This window comes from Hymenobacter sediminis (genome assembly GCF_003231285.1).
GTDB classification, from domain to species: domain Bacteria; phylum Bacteroidota; class Bacteroidia; order Cytophagales; family Hymenobacteraceae; genus Hymenobacter; species Hymenobacter sediminis.
In genome coordinates, this window is record NZ_QKNS01000004.1 from 1 (window position 1) to 18,165 (window position 18,165).

Genomic DNA, 18,165 nt, shown 5'->3' on the forward strand with positions numbered 1-18,165 from the left:
CGAGTACGGCGTTGCCGCGCAGGCCTTGAGCGAGAAGCTACGCGCCCAGACCAAAGAGCAGGCCCAGGCCAGCAAGACGCTGGAAAACCTGACCAAGGTGCAGAACGGGGCCACCGATAGCAACGACCAACTCCGTGCGGAGCTGGCCCTCGCTACGGCTGCCTACAATGCCCTCAGCAAGGAAGAGCGCGAAAACTCGGAGGCCGGCAAAGCCCTGCAGGCCCGCACGAAAGCACTGAGCCTGGAAATCGGCGCCAATGAGCAAGCCGTTAATGACCACCGCCGTTCAATGGGCAACTACAAAGGCGGCTTTCAGGAGCTGATTAAGGAGATGGTCAAGCTCCAGGCCCAGGAAAAGAATCTGGCCCAAGGCTCTGATGCCCTAGCTCAGAATCAACAGCGCCAAATCGGCTTCCAGATTGCCGCTCAGCGGGCAGCCGCGCAGGCCGGCCAGACGTTTGAGGAAGCCACCCAGGCTATTGAGAACTACGCCCGCAGCATTGCCCCAGCGGTAGAGCAGCTCACGGAGTTGGAAGCCCAGCAGGCCCGGCTAGTGGAGTCCGGCGATGAAACGTCGGAAACCTACCAGCGCATCGGCTTTCAGATTGCTGCCGCTAATAAGAGCCTGCAGGATGCCAAGCTGGCAACCGAGTCGGTAAACGAGAGCTTGAAGGATGCGGAGCCTGCAGCGCAATCCTTCACCAGCGCCTTACTGGAAGCGGCCGGCGAAAGTGATACACTCGGCGGTGCCGTGCAGCGGGCTACGGGTTTTCAGGAAAAATTCGTGCAGGTGCAGAACCTCGCCCGCCTGGCCATGGGGGCGAGTACGGGCGCGGCCAAGGTGTTGAAGGTAGCGCTTGCCGCTACGGGTATTGGCGTACTGCTGATTGCCATCGGCGCGCTGGTTACCTACTTCACCCAGACCGCCGAGGGCGGGCGCTTAGTCGAGCAGGTGTTTGCCCAGCTGGGGGCTACCGTGGATGTGATAACGGACCGCTTCGGCCGGCTTGGCAAAGCCATCGTGCAAGTCTTCGACGGAGATTTTTCGGGCGCTGCGGAAACAGCCAAGGCTAGTTTTCGGGGCGTTGGCGACGAAATCCAGCGGGAAACCAAGCTCGCCTTGGAGCTGAGCAAGGCCCGCCAGCAGTTGGAGCGCGACGAAATCAACAACATCGACACCAATAAGCGCCTACTCAACCAGGTGGAACGTCTGAAGAATATTCGGGACGATGAGACCAACTCGATTGCCAAGCGCATGCAGGCCAATGAGGACGCTTATAAAGTCGAACTGGAGCGGGAAAAGACCCTGGCGGACCTGGCCAAGCGTCGGGTAGATATTCTGCGGCAGGACATTGAGCGGCGGGGCGGCGAAGCCAAGGCCAGTAATGACCAGCTCAAAGAATTCAAGGAGGCCCAGAATGAGTATTTCGATATTCTGGAAGATGCCGCCGGCAAGCAAAATGAGCTCATCACCAACCGCGTGAGCTTGCAGCGCGAAGCCGAGGAGCAGCTACGCAAAATCCGTCAGGACTTCCTGAACCTGGAAATAGCCGAGATTGAGGCGCAGTTGCAGCGGGTTGTTGTAGGCAGCAATGCCGAACTGCAGCTCGAAAAAGACAAGCTGGAAAAACAACGCGCCCTGGCCTTATCAGAAGCTGACCTTACGGCCAATGCCAAGAAGGCTATCGAGGTTAAGTATCGTAGTGATATTGAGCAGCTCAATCGCGACCACCTGCAGAAGCTTCGGGAGCAGGCAGCCGAGGCCCAGCAGATCAGCATTGCCACCCAGCTGGCCCAGGCCCGAGAAGGCAGCCAGGAAGAGTTTTTGCTGAAGGCTCAGGCTATTCAGGCAGAGTTAGCCGCCCGCCTAGCCGCCATTGATACCCGGCAGAGTGCGGAAGATCAGGCCGCTCAGGCGGATAAAGCCCGCGCCGAGGCTATGAAGGCGCAGGCTGATTTAGAGTTAGCGCAGGCGCTGGCCAGCCTGGAAACCTACATGGCCCAGCAGCGCACCTTGACCAACCAGCAGTACGCCGATGGGCAGATCACCAAGGCTCAGCACGAAGCGGCATTGGCAGCTATCGAAAAGGCGGGGCAAGAGGCGCGCATCGTAACGCTGCAGGACTACGGAAAGAGCACTACAGCCGAAGAGGAAGCGCTGAGCCAGCAGAATATAGCTCGCACGGAACAGGAACTGGAGCGCAAGCGGGCTATTGCCGATCAGGAGCGGGAAATCCGGCTAGCCGTAGCCAGCACGGCCCAGGACGCGGCCGATCTGGTAATCGAGGCCCTGGGCGAAGAGACCACGGCCGGGCAGATTGCGCTGGCCATCAAAAAAACCGCGGCTGTCGCTGAAATTGCTATTAACCTGTCCAAGGAAATCTCTGCTATCAACTCCAATGCTGCGGCTAACCCCTTAAACATTCCAACTGGGGGCCTGGCCGGGGTGTCTCAGTCGGCTATTCTGACCGGTATTGCTATTGCAAAGGCGGCTTTTGCTACGGCTCGGGTGCTGGCTTTCGCTGATGGTGGCTTGGTGCTGGGTCCTGGTGGGCCAAAAGATGATCTGATTCCCGCTTACCTCTCCAACGGGGAAGCCGTGATGACCGCCAAGGCCGTGAGCATGTTCGGCCCGATGCTGAGCTGGATGAATGAGGCTGGCGGCGGCAAGTCCTTCGGCTATAAAGACCCGATGCCCGCTGCCACTATGGCCCGCTATGCCGAAGGCGGGGTAGTGCGCTACGATGCCAGCTACATGGCTGCTATGTCGGGCCGTGCTGGGGGTAGCCAGATTGATTATCAGGAGCTAGCCCGCACAGTAGCGCAGGAATTAGGCCCAGTGTTCTACGCAGCTAATAAGGCGTTGCCTGCCCCAGTGACCGTGCTCAGTGAACTGAAAGAGAAACAGGATAAAGTAGCGAGAAACCAAGCCCGCGCCGACCTATGAAAGTGATTGAGATAATGAACAAGCTGGATGAGGGCGGTCAATTGACTGCCCTCTATCAGGCCGGCATCATCAACCTGAAAGCCTTCAGCCAGCGGGATATCTACTTGCGGTGGCAAACGCTTCGGGCCTCGCTTCGCTACACTTCCGACAATGCGGGTGCTGTGCGGCGAGTAGCTGAAGAATTAGAGGTGAGCACGGATACGGTGTACCGGGCTATTGCGGGCATGGAAAAGCAGACTGCGTAGCAAAACACCACACAGTTAAGGCCTTGACGCAGGATGATGCGTCAAAAGTCCAAGCCTCGCGGAATCATCCTAGCACCTTCGTATCATGTCTGAAGCGAAGGTTCTTATTAGCGGCCCCATTGTCGGGGATTCCAGTGAAGCGGGCAACGCATGGCCCTACACCACGCTGGAAGATGTTATTTCTCAGCTGGAATGGCAGAAGCCCTACGACTCTGTTCGGGTTATCATCAACTCCGAGGGCGGGCGCCTGGATAAAGGCTTTGGCATCTACGACAAGCTCCGCAGCCTAGGGCCCGACATTACGGTAACTACGGAGGCCATTGGCCAATGCTCCAGCATTGCCACTATTGTTTTGCTGGCTGGCTCCGTGCGTCTGATTCACGAGCATACCGAGTGCCTGATTCACTTGCCCCGTGGTGGCTGTGAAGGCGCTACCCCAGCCCAGGCCCAGCAGTGGGCAGATGCGATGCTGGCAGCTCAGCAGAAGATGATTGATGTGAGCGTAGAGCGCACCGGTCAACCAGCCGATGTGATTGCCGCCCGCATGGCGGAGGAAAAGCTCGTTTCGCCTTCGGATATGGTAGCGCTGGGCTTTGCTACGCTACTGCTCAAGCCAGTTACCGCCCTGGCTACGCTGCCGATTACGGCGGCTGTTCCTGCTTCTTCTACTCACGACGATACGCCCAAGTGGGCGCAAAACCTCATGTCCAAATTCTCGACCCTTCTGGCTACGATGGGCCTGGCTGTTGCTGGGGCTGCTGCCAAACCTACTACAGCGCAAGCCACCACGGCTACCGATACCAGCGGCGCAATTACGGCCCTGGCTGTCGAGTCCGACAAAGGCCAGCTCACCATTGATACCGGCGACCGGGACACCTACCAGGTAGGCGACAAGGTAACGGGGGCGGATTCGCCTAACGACCCGATTGCCGATGGTGACTACGTGCTGACGGATGGCAACACCATTTCGGTAGCGGAGGAGCTCATTACGGCCATTGCGCCTACCGTTGATGCCGCAGCAGCGGCTACTGCCTCGGCCGATCAGGATGATGCTATGACGCAAGTGCTGAGCGCTATCACCAATCTGGCCAATGAAGTGAAGGGCATCAAGCAAACGCAGGCGACTACGGCCCGCCGCATCAACACCATTGCTGCTGCTACGGGCAGCGCTGCCGTGGTGGAGCATGATGATGTGCCGACTACTAGCAGCACGGGTAAGGTGCTGCCCACCAACCACGGCGCGGCTGCGGCACAAGCACGCGAAGCCCGCCAAAAAAAGAACGGTCGCCTGTAATCCAGGCCAGTTGAATTTCTACTCTTTTATTTTCTAAAACGATGGCTGATACCGTCCTGGATTACGCTTGGCTGACTGGCGCAGCTCCCCTCTACGGCCCGGAAGAATTCCGCGCTTTTATTCTCAAATACATTCAGGAAGACCCTGAACTCAGCGCCATCATGGTGATTGAGGATGGCATCAAAGCCGACATGGACGTAGTGTTCGTGGGCGACTTTGAGAAGGTTACCCACCTCGACCCCGGTTGTGGTGCCCAACCTTCCCGCGTACGCATTCCCTTCGAAAAGCTGAAGTGGCAGCCGAAAGCCATGCTGGCTTGGATTGCTGAATGTGCGCGTGACCTGGATGGCACATTCATGGCGTGGGGTATGGATGTGGGCTATAAGCGGGATGACCTGCAAAACGCCCTCATCAAGATCAAATCCGGCCGTTTGGTGCCCGGTGATGCGGATACCGAGCGCACGGTCAACTACTGGAATGAGTTTGTGCAAGACAAATTCATTTCGGCTATCAAGCGAGACATCTACCGCTTCGTGCTGCTGGGTGATACCACCATTTCGGCTGCCAAACTCACCCACGGCGCGGATGATGTGAAGAACTACAACGCCATTGATGGGGTGTTCAAGCAGCTGTTCAACGCTGGCGAAGAGAACCGTGCTTATACAATTGCCGCCAACCAGTCGGCTGATCAGGAACTGCCCGCCGGCGAATCTTACAAAATCTTCAAGGCCCTGCACAACGCAGCCGAAGGAGAGCTAGAGGACGCTACGGACCTGATTTACTTGTGCACCAGCTCGGTGGCCAAAAACTGGCAGGACTACCGCGAGTCGAATGACAAGGTGCAGGTAAGCTGGGAGCTGCAGGAAGGCCGCTTGGTAGCGCCCACCTTCCGCGATGTGCCTATTATCAAGGTAAAAGACCTGGATAAAATCCTGAAGCGTGACTTCAAGATTGCCGGTAAAATCGACCTGCCACACCGCGTTGTCCTGACTACCCGCCGCAACCTGCGGGCTGGCTTTGACAGCTACAATGCCGCTACCCAAGTGGATGCGTGGTATGACCGCAAGGACCGCGAAACCAACATGCGCGCTGAGTTCATGATGGACGCGAAGGTGATGAGTTCCGACCTCATCCTGGGTGCCTACTAAGCTATCCTAGACGAAAACGCCCTAGCCACTTAGGCTGGGGCCATTCTTCACCTCATTTCATAGGAGAAACATAGATATGGCAACCTGCCGTCAACTAAAAGGTGGTGCCGCTGCTCCCTGCGAGACAGGGACTTCGGGCATGAAAACCAAAACGGTCCTGATCCGCAAGGAAGATATTGCCGGGGTAGCGCGTCATGCCACCATCAAAAAGGCCATTACGCTTTCGCTGGTAGCCGGCAAGAAAGGCTTCCTGTTTCAGGGGCTGGGCAGCAGCAATGCGGCCCGTGCTGAGCTGGTACCGGGCAAGTACAAGCCCAGCTACAAACACGACTTCGACCTGGTAGCCTTCGACCCAGGGCCCGAGCAGGCCGAAACGATGGAAGATTTGGCCGCTGATCCGGAAGGCGTAGTATCCATCACCCAAGACAACAACGGCTACTACAAAGTACTGGGCCTGAACGCGGGCCTTCGTCCTTCGGCCCTGAAAACGGACAGCGAGGATGCTGACCTCGGCGGTGGCATTCCTGCTACGCTGACCTCCGAAAAGGAACTGGGCCTAGCAGATTACTTCATGGTGATGACAGATGGTGTTTATGATGCCGCTGCTACCAAAACAGCTTTCGAGGCGCTGTACTCGGCATGAGTGGGGTAGGTAACGAGTGGGGGGAACGGGCTCGTCTGGTAAAACAGGCGGGCCTATCCGCCACCCCAAAAGATGAAATAGCCGCCGTGCATGCGGCTCTCTACCCCTCGGCTGAGCCCGTCCGGACAGGCTGCTACAAGTGCCTTGCCGAAGCCTATCAGGCGATTCTGCGCTACCTGCGCACCTCAACAGATTCCCCAACCTCCTCACTTTCTGCTGTTATGTCCACTGCCAAAGTAGACCGCAAATACTCGTTTGTTAAGTCCGATCAGACCTACCGCCCGCACAACTCGCCGGTGGTGTTCAGCAACGATAACCTGACCGATGCCCGCGTGGCCATGATTCTGAAAGGCGACCCGGCTGCTGCCGTTCACTTCGGTATTTCCGAAGACGAAGGCCAGCAGTTCGTCACGGACCACGCCGCCGAAGTAGAGGCGCTGGCCGCTGCTCAGGCCAGCCAGAACCCGGCTAACACCACCACGCTGACCATTACCAGCACCAGCAACCCACTGGCTGACGAGAACAGCGACGAATACAAAGCCGAGTACGGCAAGCTTGATGCTTTGCACCGTCCTGAGCTGAATACGCTCTACGCCGATGAGGTGAAGGAAGGCGACGCCCAAAGCTTTGCCAACAAAGGCGAAATCATCAAAGCTATCCTGGCCTTCCGCGCCAAATAAGCAGCCTTTTTCTAGTGCCCGAAAAGGCCCGCACCGCGCTTCGGGGCGGGCCTTTTTGCTACCCCTTGCTTTCTCTCTCCCGTGTCCACTGCTACTTCTACCCCTCTTGCTCCCGTAGCCCAGGCCCAGCGTCAGGTAATTAAGGCCCAGGCATTGCGCCCGGACATTATCACCCTGAGCACGCCCACCGACTACCCGAAGTGGGGAGATGATAACCTGTATCCGCAGCGCCTGCTGGCCGCGTATGCGGGCTCGGGCACGGCAACGGTATGCGCCGAGCGCAAAGCCCAGTTTATTGAGGGCAACGGCTTCACCGACACCACTTTTTATAGGGCCGTAATTGACCGGGCGGGCGGCACGCTGGATGCGCTGCTGCAGCCCGTAGCCAACAACACGGCCTACCTAGAAGGCTGGGCCGTGCGCGTGAACATCAATGCCAACGGCTTCCCCTGCGAGGTGCTGCACCAGCCCAAAGAGCAGGTACGACCTTATTACCCGGACAGTGCTGGGGTAACCCGCTGGTGCGGGCTGGTACGCAACCCGGCAGCGGTGGCTAAGCGGGGTGCCACCTATGCTTCCCGTTCGGGCCTGCAGAAAGTGCCCGTATTCAACCCGCGCGAAACGCCCGAAAAACGGCTGGAGCGCATTGCCGCTTGGGAAAATGAGAAGGGGGAAGTAGTTGGACTGAAAGGCTACCCAGGTGAGGTTTACTACTGGTTCCAGAAGCGTACCGGAGCCTACCTGCACCCGCGCCCGCTCCTTGATGCTGTGCTCGATGACGTGTACTCGGAGCCAAACCTAAAGCGCAGCCGTGCCCGGGACCTGGATTCCGGCTATTCGGCTCAGGTAATGATTACCGAGTACGGCACGGCTACTCCTACCCAAGAGGTAATCGAAGCCAACGGTGCCAAATATGGGGTGTTTGTAGGTCCTGATGGGAGCCGCATTCTATTGCAGTATGCAGTCAGCAAGGAACTGAAGCCAGATGTAGACACGCTTACGGCCCCCGATGCCAGCAAGCGCTATGTGACGGATGAGGAGGCCATTAAGGGCAACATCCGCGAAGCCATGCAGATGCCGGGCGTACTGCTGGGCCGGGAAATAGCGGGCAAGCTCGGTAGCTGGCAGGAGTTTCAGGACGCCGTAGCCTACGTGCAGGCCTTCGTGGTGAACTCTGCTCAGCGTAGCATCGAGCGGGGCTTCGAAGCCATCTTCCGCACCTTCCAGCGCGCCGATGGCAGCTTTCCTTTTAAGGACCTCAAGGATTTCTCCATTCAAAACCTCACCCTTCAGCAGGCCGCGGCCTTGGCTGGAGTAGAAGCCCCCGCCGATGGAAACCCTGCTGTTTAGCCGCGAAGATTTCGCGCCCTATGTGCAACTGCCTGAACTAGATGAAGGCCGGCTGGAGCCGCACATGCTCGAAGCCCAGCGCCGCCTACGGCCCTTGCTCGGGGAACAGCTCTACATGGAAGTAGCCCGCCTACATAAAGCCAGTGAGTTGAGTGGTGATTACCTCGAACTCTACAGCAAGTCTCTGCCCGCGCTGGTGTATGCAGCCGCTGCCCAGTTCTGGCCTTTCTCCCAAACGACGGTTACCCGCTACGGCCTCCGCGAAAAGGAAAGCCAGCACTCTAAATCCGTTGACCCCCGCACGCTGGCAGCTCAGGCTGCTATCTACGATGGTCGGGCCCTAAGCTACGAAGTGGAGCTGCGCACCTGGCTGATTTCCAAGGCGGCCAGCTTCACAGGCTTCTATCCTGATCAGTCTCATTGCGGTAGCCACGCCGCCCCGGCCCGCACGGCTACCGTGGTAGTGCAGGCCATTGGCCGGCCCGCCTACCGCCCCCGCTAATCTGCCCCGACCTACACCTATTCGCTTGCTGCTATCTGTCCACTGCCCGCCGTGAAGTTTGTGCGCCATCCTCTTACCGAAACCTTTAAGCTACTCGGCTTCGACGGCCCGAGCGACTTAGTTGCCTCGGCCTATGGCCTGAAGGCGCTACCTCTTTTCGTGCTCAAAATCCAGGTGAGCGGCACGCTGCTGGCCGCTATTGTCGCTTTCAGCACGAAGTGGATCTGGAAACCACCGCTGGCCATGGTGTTGCTCATCGGGCTGGACATTCTCAATGCCTGGTATGGGTATCAGGCTGACGTAAAGCTGCGGGGAGCGGGCTTTAAGTGGGATGAGCTGCAGCGCACTTTCGGCAAGATTGTCGGCACGCTGCTGGTGCTCACACTGATTAAGAATCTGATCAACAGCTACGAGTACTATGCCTACGCCGCCGATGTGGTGTTTGCCTGGCTCTTCACCTACAAGGGCCGCAAGCTGGCGGCGAAGATGGTAGCGCTGAAAGTGGTAGAGGGCGGCTTACCGAAGCTGATAGCGGGGCTGGTAGCCAGCAAGTTCGGCCCCTACATCGTCGATTACATCCAGAAAAAGCCTGTCGAGGTGCCCACGCCGGGCCCTGCTGTAGAACCTGCGCCCACGCCCGAGGGCGCCCAAACCCCAGAAGCCGCATGAGGCAGATAACACACCTGGTTGTGCATTGCACGGCTACGCCCCAGACTGCTACGGTAGCGGGCATTCTCAATTACTGGAAAACGGAGCTGGGCTGGAAAAATCCCGGCTACCACATTCTGATTTCCCCAGATGGCCGCTCTACCCGCCTGCTGGCAGATGAGCTGGTAAGCAATGGGGTGGCGGGCCACAACGCCCGCTCCCTGCATGTGAGCTACATCGGTGGGGTAGATAGTCAGGGCCACGCGAAGGACACGCGCACCGCTGCCCAGAAAGCGGAGCTGCTGCGCATCCTCACCCGTTGGAGGCAGGCCCACCCTGGGGCTATCATCCAGGGCCACCGCAACTTCCCCGGCGTCACGAAGGCCTGTCCCTCTTTCGATGCCCGGGCCGAATACGCCCGCCTCTAACCCTGTCACCAATTCACCAACTCACCATACTACTATGCTTCCTTTCCTTTCTTCCGATGCCCGTAAGCTGGTGGTCGTATTTACCGTAGCTGCCCTCATCTTCTTTGTGTGGGGCTTCATTGCCAACGATTACAAATGGCAGTACTTCGGCGCCGCAGGCGTGCTGGTTGTGCTCAGCCTTATCATCATCGGCATCAACTACAAGGACCGCAATAAGCTCAAAAGCTTACTGCTGCCCTTGCTGCTGGGCTCGGCGCTGCTGGCCAGCTGCCAGCAAGTACGCTCGGCAGCGCAGCAAGCCACGGCTCAGGAAGAGGTTATCTTCCACGCGCCCCGCATGGTAACGGATTCGGCTGGCTGGACCCAGCCCGCACTAGTCAGCGCGCATTAGCTATGTTCTGGCTACTGGCAAACCTGTGGGCGCTCCTGGATGGAATCTGCGACGCCCTGCTCTACGGCCTGAAAGGGGCTGACTCCTTTAAATGGAATGAGCATGCTCCCCTGGTAACACGCCGCGCCCTGGTGCTGGCCTGCGCACTAGCCGCCGGCGCTGATGCCGTGCTGGTGGGCCCAGGTCAGGTAGGCCGCTTCCCGCTGTGGGTGCTCTGGCTGGGCTGCGAGATTGCCGCCGTGGTGCTCAGCTTCTCCCTCTTCCATAACGAGGCCTACAACTTCGGCCGGGTGTGGATTCGGGAGCAGACACTAGCCAAGGCCTGGGCTGCATTTGAATTCAACTACCAAAGCCCGACGACTTCCGCCCGCTGGGACTTCGACGGCACTACCCGCTGGGTACTGGCTGGGGTTGCCGTGCTGGTGCTGGTGAGCGGGTATGTACTCTTACTTCGACTGTGATGGATAGCAAGCCTTTTGCTCAACTTCTGAAATTTCTGTTCTGGTGTATCGTTGGCCTGGCTCTGCTGGTAGTGGTGCTGTTCGCTGCCATGCTGCTGAGCAGCTGCGCCGGCTCCAAGCCTCCGAAGCCAGTGGACACCATCGGCCTGCTGACTACTCGAGTAAAAACCGAAAACCCAGCTACAGATAGCGCAAAGCCAGTTTCGGGCATCAAGGCAGTAGCTCAGAAGGTCAAAAATGCGGTATCGAGTATTGGTGGCTCCGGCAAATTCAAGAACAAAGGCACCATCATTTACCAAGTAGGCCCAGGCAACACGGCAGCCAGCGCCACCAAGCCGGGCACCATGGCCACCGGCACCGAGGCCACGGCCACGAATGCCAAGAAAGCCGATGCCGTAGTGGTCGGCGACGGAAGCCAGGCCGCGAAGTCGAGCAAGGGACCTGCCGTAGCCGGCGAGGGTAACCAGATACCTATCACGAAGGAAAGCTGGCTACGGGCCGCGCTACCCTACGCCGCCGGCGGGCTGGGCCTAGTACTGCTCTACTCGCTGCTGCCCCTGGGGCTAACCGGCTCGGGATGGCTGTTGGCAGTACTGCGACGTGGGCGAAGCCGAGAACCAGAAACGGGCTAGTCATGATTTTAAAAGCCACGATTTCCGTCGTGGCTTTTTTGTTACTTGTCAATATGATAGACCCCGAAAACAGCGCAGAAGTTAGAGGCCGCAAAACGTTTGAGTTTGATGAAGGCATCTTAACCGTTGAGGTAATTGGACCACTACCCAACAGAGGGCATAAACCAGGCACCTTTGTGGCGCTAAGGCACAGGCTAACTGGCTTGCCTCCTATTGGTGGTAGAGTTGGGGTTATGACTGAAACGCACGATTATGATGATGTAGAATCGGCTATGATTCAACTGAGTCAATTTGGCGAGGCATCAGCTCAGCAAATGGTGGCAGAGCTTTTTAGCGCTTATCATCGGCGTTTCAATTAATTTGGCGACCTACACACCGTTGCCCCATAACCAGAAAGCCCCAGCAGCTCGCAACTGTTGGGGCTTTCGTCGAATGGGCAGTTAGTGATACCGTATCTGTCGTGCCTTATAATCTTCTATTAGGGCAATGACTTCCTCTAAGGTATGTAGGTCCTGGATATACTCTTGTAAGAGTTGCTGTTCATAAGCACAAGGCTCTATCCGAGTTCCCTGCGTAATAGCAAGTACCCACTTGACTTGCTGCGCACGCTGGTTTTCGGTCATCCAGCAAGGTCCGCATTCTAAATTGGGCAGGAGTCAGGATAAACACCCATATAGTATCAGAATACACCTAATTATTAGGTGCTATCGAAGACGCAGGCACATCAGAAATAGGCAGCCTGTAGCTATCTTGCCTGCCTCTTCATTGGAGACACCCCGCCAAGGGTGGGAGCCCAGTCCTTTGCCGGCTGGGCTTTTTTATTGTAAAAACACAAAGCCCCGACAGGTACACCTGCCGGGGCTTCTTATATCGTTTGAGTTGGATGTTTTATGCCCACCTTATTAAGCACTGGTACTCTGCCTTGCTCTTCTTTTAAGCAGCCACCGCGCCAACAGTAGCGGCTTCAGACTTTGTGCTTACTTCAAGTCTGGTTACCGAAGAGAGGTTTTCTTTATGAAACCAAACGCAGGCCTTCGCCGCCTTCGTTGCCGTTTTTCAGGTACTCCGTGAACTCCGTCAGGAAGGGGCGGGTACTTTGGGTAATGCCTAGCGTCCCCTCCCCTAGCACCTTGCTCATTTCGTTCGTGACGGTATCGGCCAGAACATGCGCGTAATGCTTTTCGGTGATGCTAATACTTCGGTGCCCTAGCACCCGGCTAACAATCGTCATGCTCACCCCATCCTGCAGCAGGATCATGCCCGCCGTTTTGCGCCCGACGTGCGTGGTAAGGTGCTTTTCCAGGTGCAGCATGTAGGCAATCTGCTTGAGCGTCCGGTTGAAAAACTGGTTGCTCGGCACTGGGAGCTGCTGCCCTCCATACTTGTGCAGGATTTCCAGCGCAGGTTTCAGCAGCGGAATCATAGCTGTGCTGCCTGACTTCTGACGGTTGAGCACCAGCATGAGTGAACCATCCGGGCGCGGGGCCAGATGCTCCGATGCGCGGAAGTTGTAGAGGTCCTGCCAGGCAAGGCCCGTAAAGCACTGGAACAAGAACAAGTCTGCCACCTTACGCATCGTGGTGTTATCAAACTTATAAAACCAGATGCGTACCAGTTCCAGCGGGGTCAGGAACACTAGCTGCTGCGGGGCATCGAACTTAAATTCAAAGCCCTCCATCGGGTTTGTTTCCAGCAGCTCTTTCCGGACGCACCATTTGAGCACGCTCTTAAAGGTCTGGGCAACCTTCATGGCATAGTTGCGCTTTCGCTTGTTGGCCCGTAGCCACTGAACAAACTGCTCTACTTTGCCGGCGCGTAACTCCTGGGGCCGCATCTCTTGCAGGCCCTGCTCGGTAAGCCACAGCTCTAGCAGATTCAGCCTCACCTTATCCGCATCCAAGGAAGCCTGCGAAAGTTGCCCCGCATCGCGTAGCTGCTGGCGCTCGGCAATGTAGAGGCCGAACACCGTGAGCAGGCTTTGCTTACGGGCCTGCGGCTTCTGGTAGCAGAGCACTACCTTTTCCGGAGTGATGTAGGTGCCTTCACGCTCCAGGATGTTGAAGGCTTCGCGCAGTCCGTCCCCTAACTGCTGGAGCTGTTGGTTCGCCACCTTGGCAGCATCCGAGCGGCCCCGCACCTTTTGGCCGTGGGCATCCCAGTCGGCCTTAAAGACCCTGACGGAGGTGGCGAAGTTGTGCTCGGCTTTGTCCACCGTGACTCGGCAATAGACAGTGCCAGGGCGGTCGAGCGCACGCGTGTTCTTTCGAAACCAGAACAGGACGTTCATATAATGTTGTAGCAACATAGGCATTATGCTAAAATGTTTAGCATATATAACGCCTAAGTGTGCTAAGTAGGTTAGGTGTAGTTACACGAAATCAGTGCGTGTAACCCCAAGATATTTTTGCTAGTGGCTGTGCCACCCCGGCTAAACGCCCTACTTTGCTCTATAACTACTTGACTATAAAAGCAAAGCCCCTCGGTTTTCACCGAAGGGCTGCTCATTTACTTGCTGTCTGCGGGCGCTTTGCAGAGGAGGAGGGATTCGAACCCCCGGAGGTTTAACCCTCAACGGTTTTCAAGACCGCCGCAATCGACCACTCTGCCACTCCTCTAAGGTTGGGCTTAGTGCGCCGAAGCAGAATACAGCAAGCAGTAAAAAGGCCTTTTCACGCATTGAAAAAGCCCGGTGCAGAGAGGGGGGGATTCGAACCCCCGATACCCTTGCAGGTATAACGGATTTCGAATCCGTCGCATTCGACCACTCTGCCACCTCTCTGTAAGGTCCCAACTGAGTGGATTGGGATGGCAAAAGTATTGATGAATACGCAATGCACAATAAAGCCGCCATGTTTTTTTCTGCGGTAGCCTCTTACAAGCTCATTTTCAAGTGGTAATTATTTACCGCGCGAGTTTACTACCGGCAGTTGGCGCTTAAGCCTGCCCGTTACGGCATCAATACTCACGTTCACTTCAAACCCTAGAATCAGGGTCATGCACACAAAATCAAGCCACACCATAAACCCCACCAGTGTACCAATAGAGCCATAAAAGTGGTTGTAGCTGTCGAAGATCTTGACGTAGAGAATGAACAGGAACGATACCAGAAAAATCAGGAGCGTGGCTACCACTGAGCCAGCCGACAGAAATGGCCACTTGTCGTGCACGGGAGGCACGTAGTAGTACACCAGGCAGGTAGTAAGCAGGAACAGGCCCAATACCGACCCGTACCGCAGCAAGGCAATCAGCTGGTTGGTTAGGTGCTCCGGCACAATTTCATGGTACACCAAGGAATCGATGATGTAGGTACCGAAGAAGATGCCCGCCACGGAGAACAGCAGTACCGAGGATAACACCACCGTGAGGAGGGTAGCAATTACCCGCTTACGCACGTAGGTGCGTTTTTTAAAGGAAGGGTATTTTTTTTCGAAGGCATCGAGCAGGGCCATGATACCGTTGGAACTGAGTACCAAGGCGGTAGCAAAACCAAACGAAAGTAACCCGCCGTGCGGAATGTTCACGATATCCTCAATGGTCCCGGAAACTGCTACGTACATCTCCCTAGGAATCAGGTCAGCGAGAAACTGTAGGATATCGACGTTGAGGTTGGGAACCGGGATATAGGGAATAAGCGTGAACAGAAAGATGATGGTAGGAAAAATGGCGATGGTCAGGTTGAAGGCCATGTAGCTAGCCCGCTTCGCAATACCATCGAGCTTAATTTCCTGTAGCAGCCGGTCGGCCACATCATACACGGAGGCCCGCCCACCATGAAAGCGCAGCTGCTTCAGAAACACGATGAACCGCCGGTAGCTGCGGCGGCGGCGCACATCGGGTAAATGATAACGGCGAACAGGAAGGCGCATAAGATGAATAACGAAGCAACTGAATAAAGCAGTAACCGAGCTGTAGCAGCCGCTGGTTCCGAGGGGACTACCCTGCCCTATTTCAGAAAGGCTGCGGGCGCAGGCGCATCTGCCGGGGCCTTGGGTGGCGTAAGCGGACCGGCCGTTTCGTCATCAGAAAAGTAGGGCGCCAACTTCGTCTGGATGGTTTGCGGTATGGCCACCGGGCGCCCCGTTGCCATACTGACGAATACCATGAGGGTATGACCTTCGGTGAGCAGCTCCTGCGCCTCGTTATAGATTTCGTACTCGAACAGCACCCGGGAGCCCTCGGCAGGCTGCTTCAGCAACAGGCGCACCGTCAGTAGGTCGTCGTAGCGGGCTGGGCGGCGGAAGCGGGTCCGGATTTCGCCAACGGGCATCCCTACCCCATCGGCCTCCAGATCCTTATACCGAATGCCCAACTGGCGGAACGCTTCGGTGCGGGCTACCTCGAAGTAGGCGGCGTAGTTGCCGTGGTACACGTAGCCCATTTGGTCGGTTTCGGCGTAGCGTACCCGGATTTGGGTGTCGTAAGAATACATATCGGTTCTGAGTTGTCGGTTACTGGTTGCCAGCCTGGTTCGAGTTGCCTTCAACTAACAACCAGCATCTCGCACCTGAATCTATTTCATGATACCAGCCCGGCTAAGGGCAGCCTGGTAGCGGCGGGCATTTACAAGGTGCTCCTGCTCGTTGCGGGCAAAAGCATGATAACCGCTGAAATCCTCTTTAGCGCAGAAGTAGAGGTAGTCGTGCTTTTCGGGGCTCAGCACGGCATCAATGCTGGTAATGCTGGGCAGGTTAATGGGGCCGGGTGGCAGACCGCCGTATTTGTAGGTGTTGTAAGGCGAATCCTTGGTCAAGTGAACATTGAGTACGCGCTTAATGCCAAAGTCGCCGTTGGCATACACTACGGTAGGGTCGGCCTGGAGCTTCATGCCGCGCTTGAGGCGGTTGAGGTACACGCCGGCTACCCGCGGCCGCTCATCGGCGTGCTGCTGCTGCTCGGCTTCCACAATGCTGGCCAGGGTGCTCACTTCGGCCCGACTGAGGTTTAACTGCTTGCGCTTGGCGTCGCGGGCCGGCGTCCAGAACTTCTCGTACTCCTTTTTCATGCGCTGCATGAGGTTGTCGGCCGAAGTGTTCCAGTATAGCTCGTAGGTGTTCGGGATGAACATGGTCAGCACACTGGTAGTATCGAAGCCCAGGCTTTTAGTGTAAGCAGGCGAGCGAAGCAGAGAATCCAGATTACGGGCCGGAATATCGACCTGTGTAGCCAGTTTATCCACTAGCTCCCGGCGTAGGCGCACGGTATTGAAAGTCAGTTGCAGCGGCGACTGGGACCCGCTTTTCAGCACATTTATCAACTCGCGGTTAGTATACCCGTCCTTCAGCTCGTAGTTGCCGGGCTTTACAGCGCCGGGCTTGTCGAACTTCATCACCCGCGCTACGAAGTGCAAGGAGAGCTTATCGACCACCTTTCCTGTTTTCTCAATGCGGCTGAGGGCCGTTTTCCAATCGGCGCCGCGCGGAATGAGCACGTAGGTTCGCTCTCCCTTCGTTTCAATATTGGGCGTGAAGAAAACCTGATAGAAATAGTAAGAGAACGTAACGAGAATCAGCCCAAAAATGCCGGTGATGTAAGCAAAGCGGTTGCGGCGGCGCGTGGCCTTGGCTTTGTAGTCGATGCGGGTCTTAGCCATGAAGCGAAAGAGGAAACAAACGGTAATAATGCCGGGCACCCTACCCCAGCAGCAGGTAGCAGGTAGCTTTAAAGTTCAAAAGTACGAGTTCTGCGCCTTCGCCTTTTCTTTCAGTTTGAGCAGCAGGTGTAAGTAGTGCCCTGAATTGCAGTAGTAGGGTATAAAAGCAGCCGTGAAACGTGAAAACAGTGTGTGGAGCCGGAGACTAGGCAGCTCGCATGCTCAGGGCCGAGTACCAGTACAACGTCAGCACGCAAGATTCCTTGACTGCGCTTGAGATGACGTTCTCTGTGCGCTTTCTTCTTTTTAGGAAAAGCTATTTTTCCTACCTCCTTGAACTTCACGACAACCAGCTCAGCATGCGGCGCCTACCTCCGCAACTATGCCCAACCTAGCCGCATTGGCTCTCTATGGCTTGGCGCTGCCGGGGGTTGCAGGCAACCCTACCTTCCTTTTTACCGAAAAGAGTGGCAGGTTTCTTTTCAGCCTTGTACCTTGACCGCCCCCGCCGCTTGCCGCCCGGGTGGCGCCTACTGCTCACTTAACCGCTTCCGCTATGTCTGCAACGTTGCTTCGTATTCACCCCGATAATCCGCCCCAGAACCGAATTGCGCAAGCCGCTGAAATCCTGCGCAAGGGGGGCGTTATTATTTACCCCACCGATACTATTTATGGCCTGGGCTGCGACATTCATAACGCACGGGCAGTGGAGAAGCTCTGCCGCATCAAGGGGATTCATCCGGAGAAAGCCAATCTGTCTTTTATCTGCTCCGACTTATCGCACATTACGGACTACGCCACGGGCATTACCACGCCGGTTTACAAAGTGCTGAAAAAAGCCTTGCCGGGGCCCTTTACCTTCGTCTTCGAAGCCAGCAATAAAGCGCCGCGCTACGGCGGGGTAAAGCGCCGGACGGTGGGCATTCGGGTGCCCGACAACCAGATTTGCACCTCCCTGGTGCGGGAACTAGGCAACCCCATCGTATCGACTTCTATTCGCGACGAGGACGAGATTCTGGAGTACAGCACCGACCCTGACCTGATTTTTGAGAAATACCGCCCGCTGGTAGACTTAGTGATTGATGGCGGCTTTGGCAACAACATCGCCAGCACCGTCGTCGATTGCACCAACGAAGACTTTGACATCGTGCGGCAAGGCGCCGGGGACATTGAGCAATATCTGTAGCTTACCCCTACCCCACTGAA

19 protein-coding genes and 2 tRNA genes are annotated in these 18,165 nt (G+C 56.7%); 15 read left to right on the forward strand and 6 right to left on the reverse strand.

Annotation, left to right across the window (positions count from 1 at the left end; translation table 11 throughout):
• From DNI29_RS24475 to DNI29_RS11610, 14 genes are all read left to right on the forward strand, one after another.
• Positions 1–2,947, forward strand: a 2,947-nt coding sequence (locus tag DNI29_RS24475; protein ID WP_162303589.1) for a coiled-coil domain-containing protein, incomplete at its 5' end; no start/stop codon positions are given.
• Entirely contained in the window at positions 2,944–3,192 is a 249-nt protein-coding gene (locus tag DNI29_RS11550) for a hypothetical protein (RefSeq protein ID WP_110978277.1), read from the forward strand. The genes DNI29_RS24475 and DNI29_RS11550, both read left to right, overlap by 4 nt.
• An 85-nt stretch (positions 3,193–3,277) precedes the next feature.
• Positions 3,278–4,486 (forward strand): ClpP family protease, encoded by a 1,209-nt coding sequence (locus DNI29_RS11555; RefSeq protein WP_110978278.1) that lies wholly within the window; start codon positions 3,278–3,280, stop codon positions 4,484–4,486.
• A 41-nt stretch (positions 4,487–4,527) separates the two neighbouring features.
• Positions 4,528–5,634, forward strand: a complete 1,107-nt coding sequence (locus tag DNI29_RS11560) for a hypothetical protein (protein WP_110978279.1) — start codon at positions 4,528–4,530, stop codon at positions 5,632–5,634.
• A 139-nt stretch (positions 5,635–5,773) separates the two neighbouring features.
• Positions 5,774–6,277 carry a hypothetical protein gene (locus tag DNI29_RS11565; RefSeq protein WP_110978280.1) on the forward strand — a complete coding sequence of 168 codons (504 nt, stop codon included), beginning with the start codon at positions 5,774–5,776 and terminating at the stop codon, positions 6,275–6,277.
• A gap of 221 nt (positions 6,278–6,498) precedes the next feature.
• Complete coding sequence (locus DNI29_RS11570) at positions 6,499–6,957, forward strand: hypothetical protein (protein WP_123823219.1); 459 nt, start codon at positions 6,499–6,501, stop codon at positions 6,955–6,957.
• 81 nt (positions 6,958–7,038) lie between these two features.
• On the forward strand, positions 7,039–8,307 hold the full coding sequence (locus tag DNI29_RS11575) for a hypothetical protein (protein ID WP_110978282.1): 1,269 nt from the start codon (positions 7,039–7,041) through the stop codon (positions 8,305–8,307).
• On the forward strand, positions 8,288–8,809 hold the full coding sequence (locus tag DNI29_RS11580; protein WP_110978283.1) for a DUF6712 family protein: 522 nt from the start codon (positions 8,288–8,290) through the stop codon (positions 8,807–8,809). The genes DNI29_RS11575 and DNI29_RS11580 overlap by 20 nt, the downstream gene beginning before the upstream one ends.
• Positions 8,810–8,869: 60 nt before the next feature.
• Positions 8,870–9,478: a hypothetical protein gene (locus DNI29_RS11585; protein WP_123823220.1), complete on the forward strand. Its 609-nt coding sequence runs from the start codon at positions 8,870–8,872 to the stop codon at positions 9,476–9,478.
• A complete protein-coding gene (locus DNI29_RS11590; RefSeq protein WP_110978285.1) occupies positions 9,475–9,885 on the forward strand; it encodes an N-acetylmuramoyl-L-alanine amidase in 411 nt (136 codons plus the stop codon). The genes DNI29_RS11585 and DNI29_RS11590 overlap by 4 nt, the downstream gene beginning before the upstream one ends.
• A gap of 34 nt (positions 9,886–9,919) precedes the next feature.
• Positions 9,920–10,276, forward strand: a complete 357-nt coding sequence (locus tag DNI29_RS11595) for a hypothetical protein (protein WP_110978286.1) — start codon at positions 9,920–9,922, stop codon at positions 10,274–10,276.
• Between the two features lie 2 nt (positions 10,277–10,278).
• Positions 10,279–10,737: a hypothetical protein gene (locus DNI29_RS11600; RefSeq protein ID WP_110978287.1), complete on the forward strand. Its 459-nt coding sequence runs from the start codon at positions 10,279–10,281 to the stop codon at positions 10,735–10,737.
• Entirely contained in the window at positions 10,737–11,369 is a 633-nt protein-coding gene (locus DNI29_RS11605; protein WP_110978288.1) for a hypothetical protein, read from the forward strand. The genes DNI29_RS11600 and DNI29_RS11605 overlap by 1 nt, the downstream gene beginning before the upstream one ends.
• Before the next feature lie 2 nt (positions 11,370–11,371).
• Complete coding sequence (locus DNI29_RS11610; RefSeq protein ID WP_110978289.1) at positions 11,372–11,728, forward strand: hypothetical protein; 357 nt, start codon at positions 11,372–11,374, stop codon at positions 11,726–11,728.
• 653 nt (positions 11,729–12,381) lie between these two features.
• Here the strand turns inward: DNI29_RS11610 and DNI29_RS11620 are convergent.
• The 6 genes from DNI29_RS11620 to mltG form a co-directional block, all read right to left on the reverse strand.
• Positions 12,382–13,656, reverse strand: coding sequence for a site-specific integrase (locus tag DNI29_RS11620; RefSeq protein WP_162303590.1), 1,275 nt, complete (start codon positions 13,654–13,656; stop codon positions 12,382–12,384).
• 243 nt (positions 13,657–13,899) lie between these two features.
• Positions 13,900–13,984, reverse strand: a tRNA-Ser gene (locus DNI29_RS11625).
• A 77-nt stretch (positions 13,985–14,061) separates the two neighbouring features.
• Positions 14,062–14,148: transfer RNA gene (locus tag DNI29_RS11630), tRNA-Ser, on the reverse strand.
• A gap of 118 nt (positions 14,149–14,266) precedes the next feature.
• A complete protein-coding gene (locus DNI29_RS11635) occupies positions 14,267–15,235 on the reverse strand; it encodes a YihY/virulence factor BrkB family protein (RefSeq protein ID WP_110978292.1) in 969 nt (322 codons plus the stop codon).
• Positions 15,236–15,312: 77 nt separating this feature from the next.
• Positions 15,313–15,798: an acyl-CoA thioesterase gene (locus DNI29_RS11640; RefSeq protein ID WP_110978293.1), complete on the reverse strand. Its 486-nt coding sequence runs from the start codon at positions 15,796–15,798 to the stop codon at positions 15,313–15,315.
• 81 nt (positions 15,799–15,879) lie between these two features.
• Positions 15,880–16,959, reverse strand: coding sequence for an endolytic transglycosylase MltG (mltG, locus tag DNI29_RS11645; RefSeq protein ID WP_110978710.1), 1,080 nt, complete (start codon positions 16,957–16,959; stop codon positions 15,880–15,882).
• 556 nt (positions 16,960–17,515) lie between these two features.
• On the opposite strand from mltG, the gene DNI29_RS11650 reads away from it, so the two are divergent.
• On the forward strand, positions 17,516–18,145 hold the full coding sequence (locus tag DNI29_RS11650) for an L-threonylcarbamoyladenylate synthase (protein WP_110978294.1): 630 nt from the start codon (positions 17,516–17,518) through the stop codon (positions 18,143–18,145).
• Positions 18,146–18,165 lie beyond the last annotated feature (20 nt).

Excerpts from the sequence above, each read along its gene's own strand:
- DNI29_RS11640 (WP_110978293.1), bottom strand. The coding sequence starts at position 15,798 with ATGTATTCTTACGACACCCAAATCCGGGTACGCTACGCCGAAACCGAC.
- DNI29_RS11610 (WP_110978289.1), top strand. The coding sequence starts at position 11,372 with ATGATTTTAAAAGCCACGATTTCCGTCGTGGCTTTTTTGTTACTTGTC.
- DNI29_RS11650 (WP_110978294.1), top strand. The coding sequence starts at position 17,516 with ATGTCTGCAACGTTGCTTCGTATTCACCCCGATAATCCGCCCCAGAAC.
- DNI29_RS11560 (WP_110978279.1), top strand. The coding sequence starts at position 4,528 with ATGGCTGATACCGTCCTGGATTACGCTTGGCTGACTGGCGCAGCTCCC.
- DNI29_RS11555 (WP_110978278.1), top strand. The coding sequence starts at position 3,278 with ATGTCTGAAGCGAAGGTTCTTATTAGCGGCCCCATTGTCGGGGATTCC.
- DNI29_RS11550 (WP_110978277.1), top strand. The coding sequence starts at position 2,944 with ATGAAAGTGATTGAGATAATGAACAAGCTGGATGAGGGCGGTCAATTG.
- DNI29_RS11565 (WP_110978280.1), top strand. The coding sequence starts at position 5,774 with ATGAAAACCAAAACGGTCCTGATCCGCAAGGAAGATATTGCCGGGGTA.
- DNI29_RS11595 (WP_110978286.1), top strand. The coding sequence starts at position 9,920 with ATGCTTCCTTTCCTTTCTTCCGATGCCCGTAAGCTGGTGGTCGTATTT.
- DNI29_RS11580 (WP_110978283.1), top strand. The coding sequence starts at position 8,288 with ATGGAAACCCTGCTGTTTAGCCGCGAAGATTTCGCGCCCTATGTGCAA.
- DNI29_RS11590 (WP_110978285.1), top strand. The coding sequence starts at position 9,475 with ATGAGGCAGATAACACACCTGGTTGTGCATTGCACGGCTACGCCCCAG.
- DNI29_RS11635 (WP_110978292.1), bottom strand. The coding sequence starts at position 15,235 with ATGCGCCTTCCTGTTCGCCGTTATCATTTACCCGATGTGCGCCGCCGC.
- DNI29_RS11600 (WP_110978287.1), top strand. The coding sequence starts at position 10,279 with ATGTTCTGGCTACTGGCAAACCTGTGGGCGCTCCTGGATGGAATCTGC.
- DNI29_RS11570 (WP_123823219.1), top strand. The coding sequence starts at position 6,499 with ATGTCCACTGCCAAAGTAGACCGCAAATACTCGTTTGTTAAGTCCGAT.
- DNI29_RS11620 (WP_162303590.1), bottom strand. The coding sequence starts at position 13,656 with ATGAACGTCCTGTTCTGGTTTCGAAAGAACACGCGTGCGCTCGACCGC.
- DNI29_RS11605 (WP_110978288.1), top strand. The coding sequence starts at position 10,737 with ATGGATAGCAAGCCTTTTGCTCAACTTCTGAAATTTCTGTTCTGGTGT.
- mltG (WP_110978710.1), bottom strand. The coding sequence starts at position 16,959 with ATGGCTAAGACCCGCATCGACTACAAAGCCAAGGCCACGCGCCGCCGC.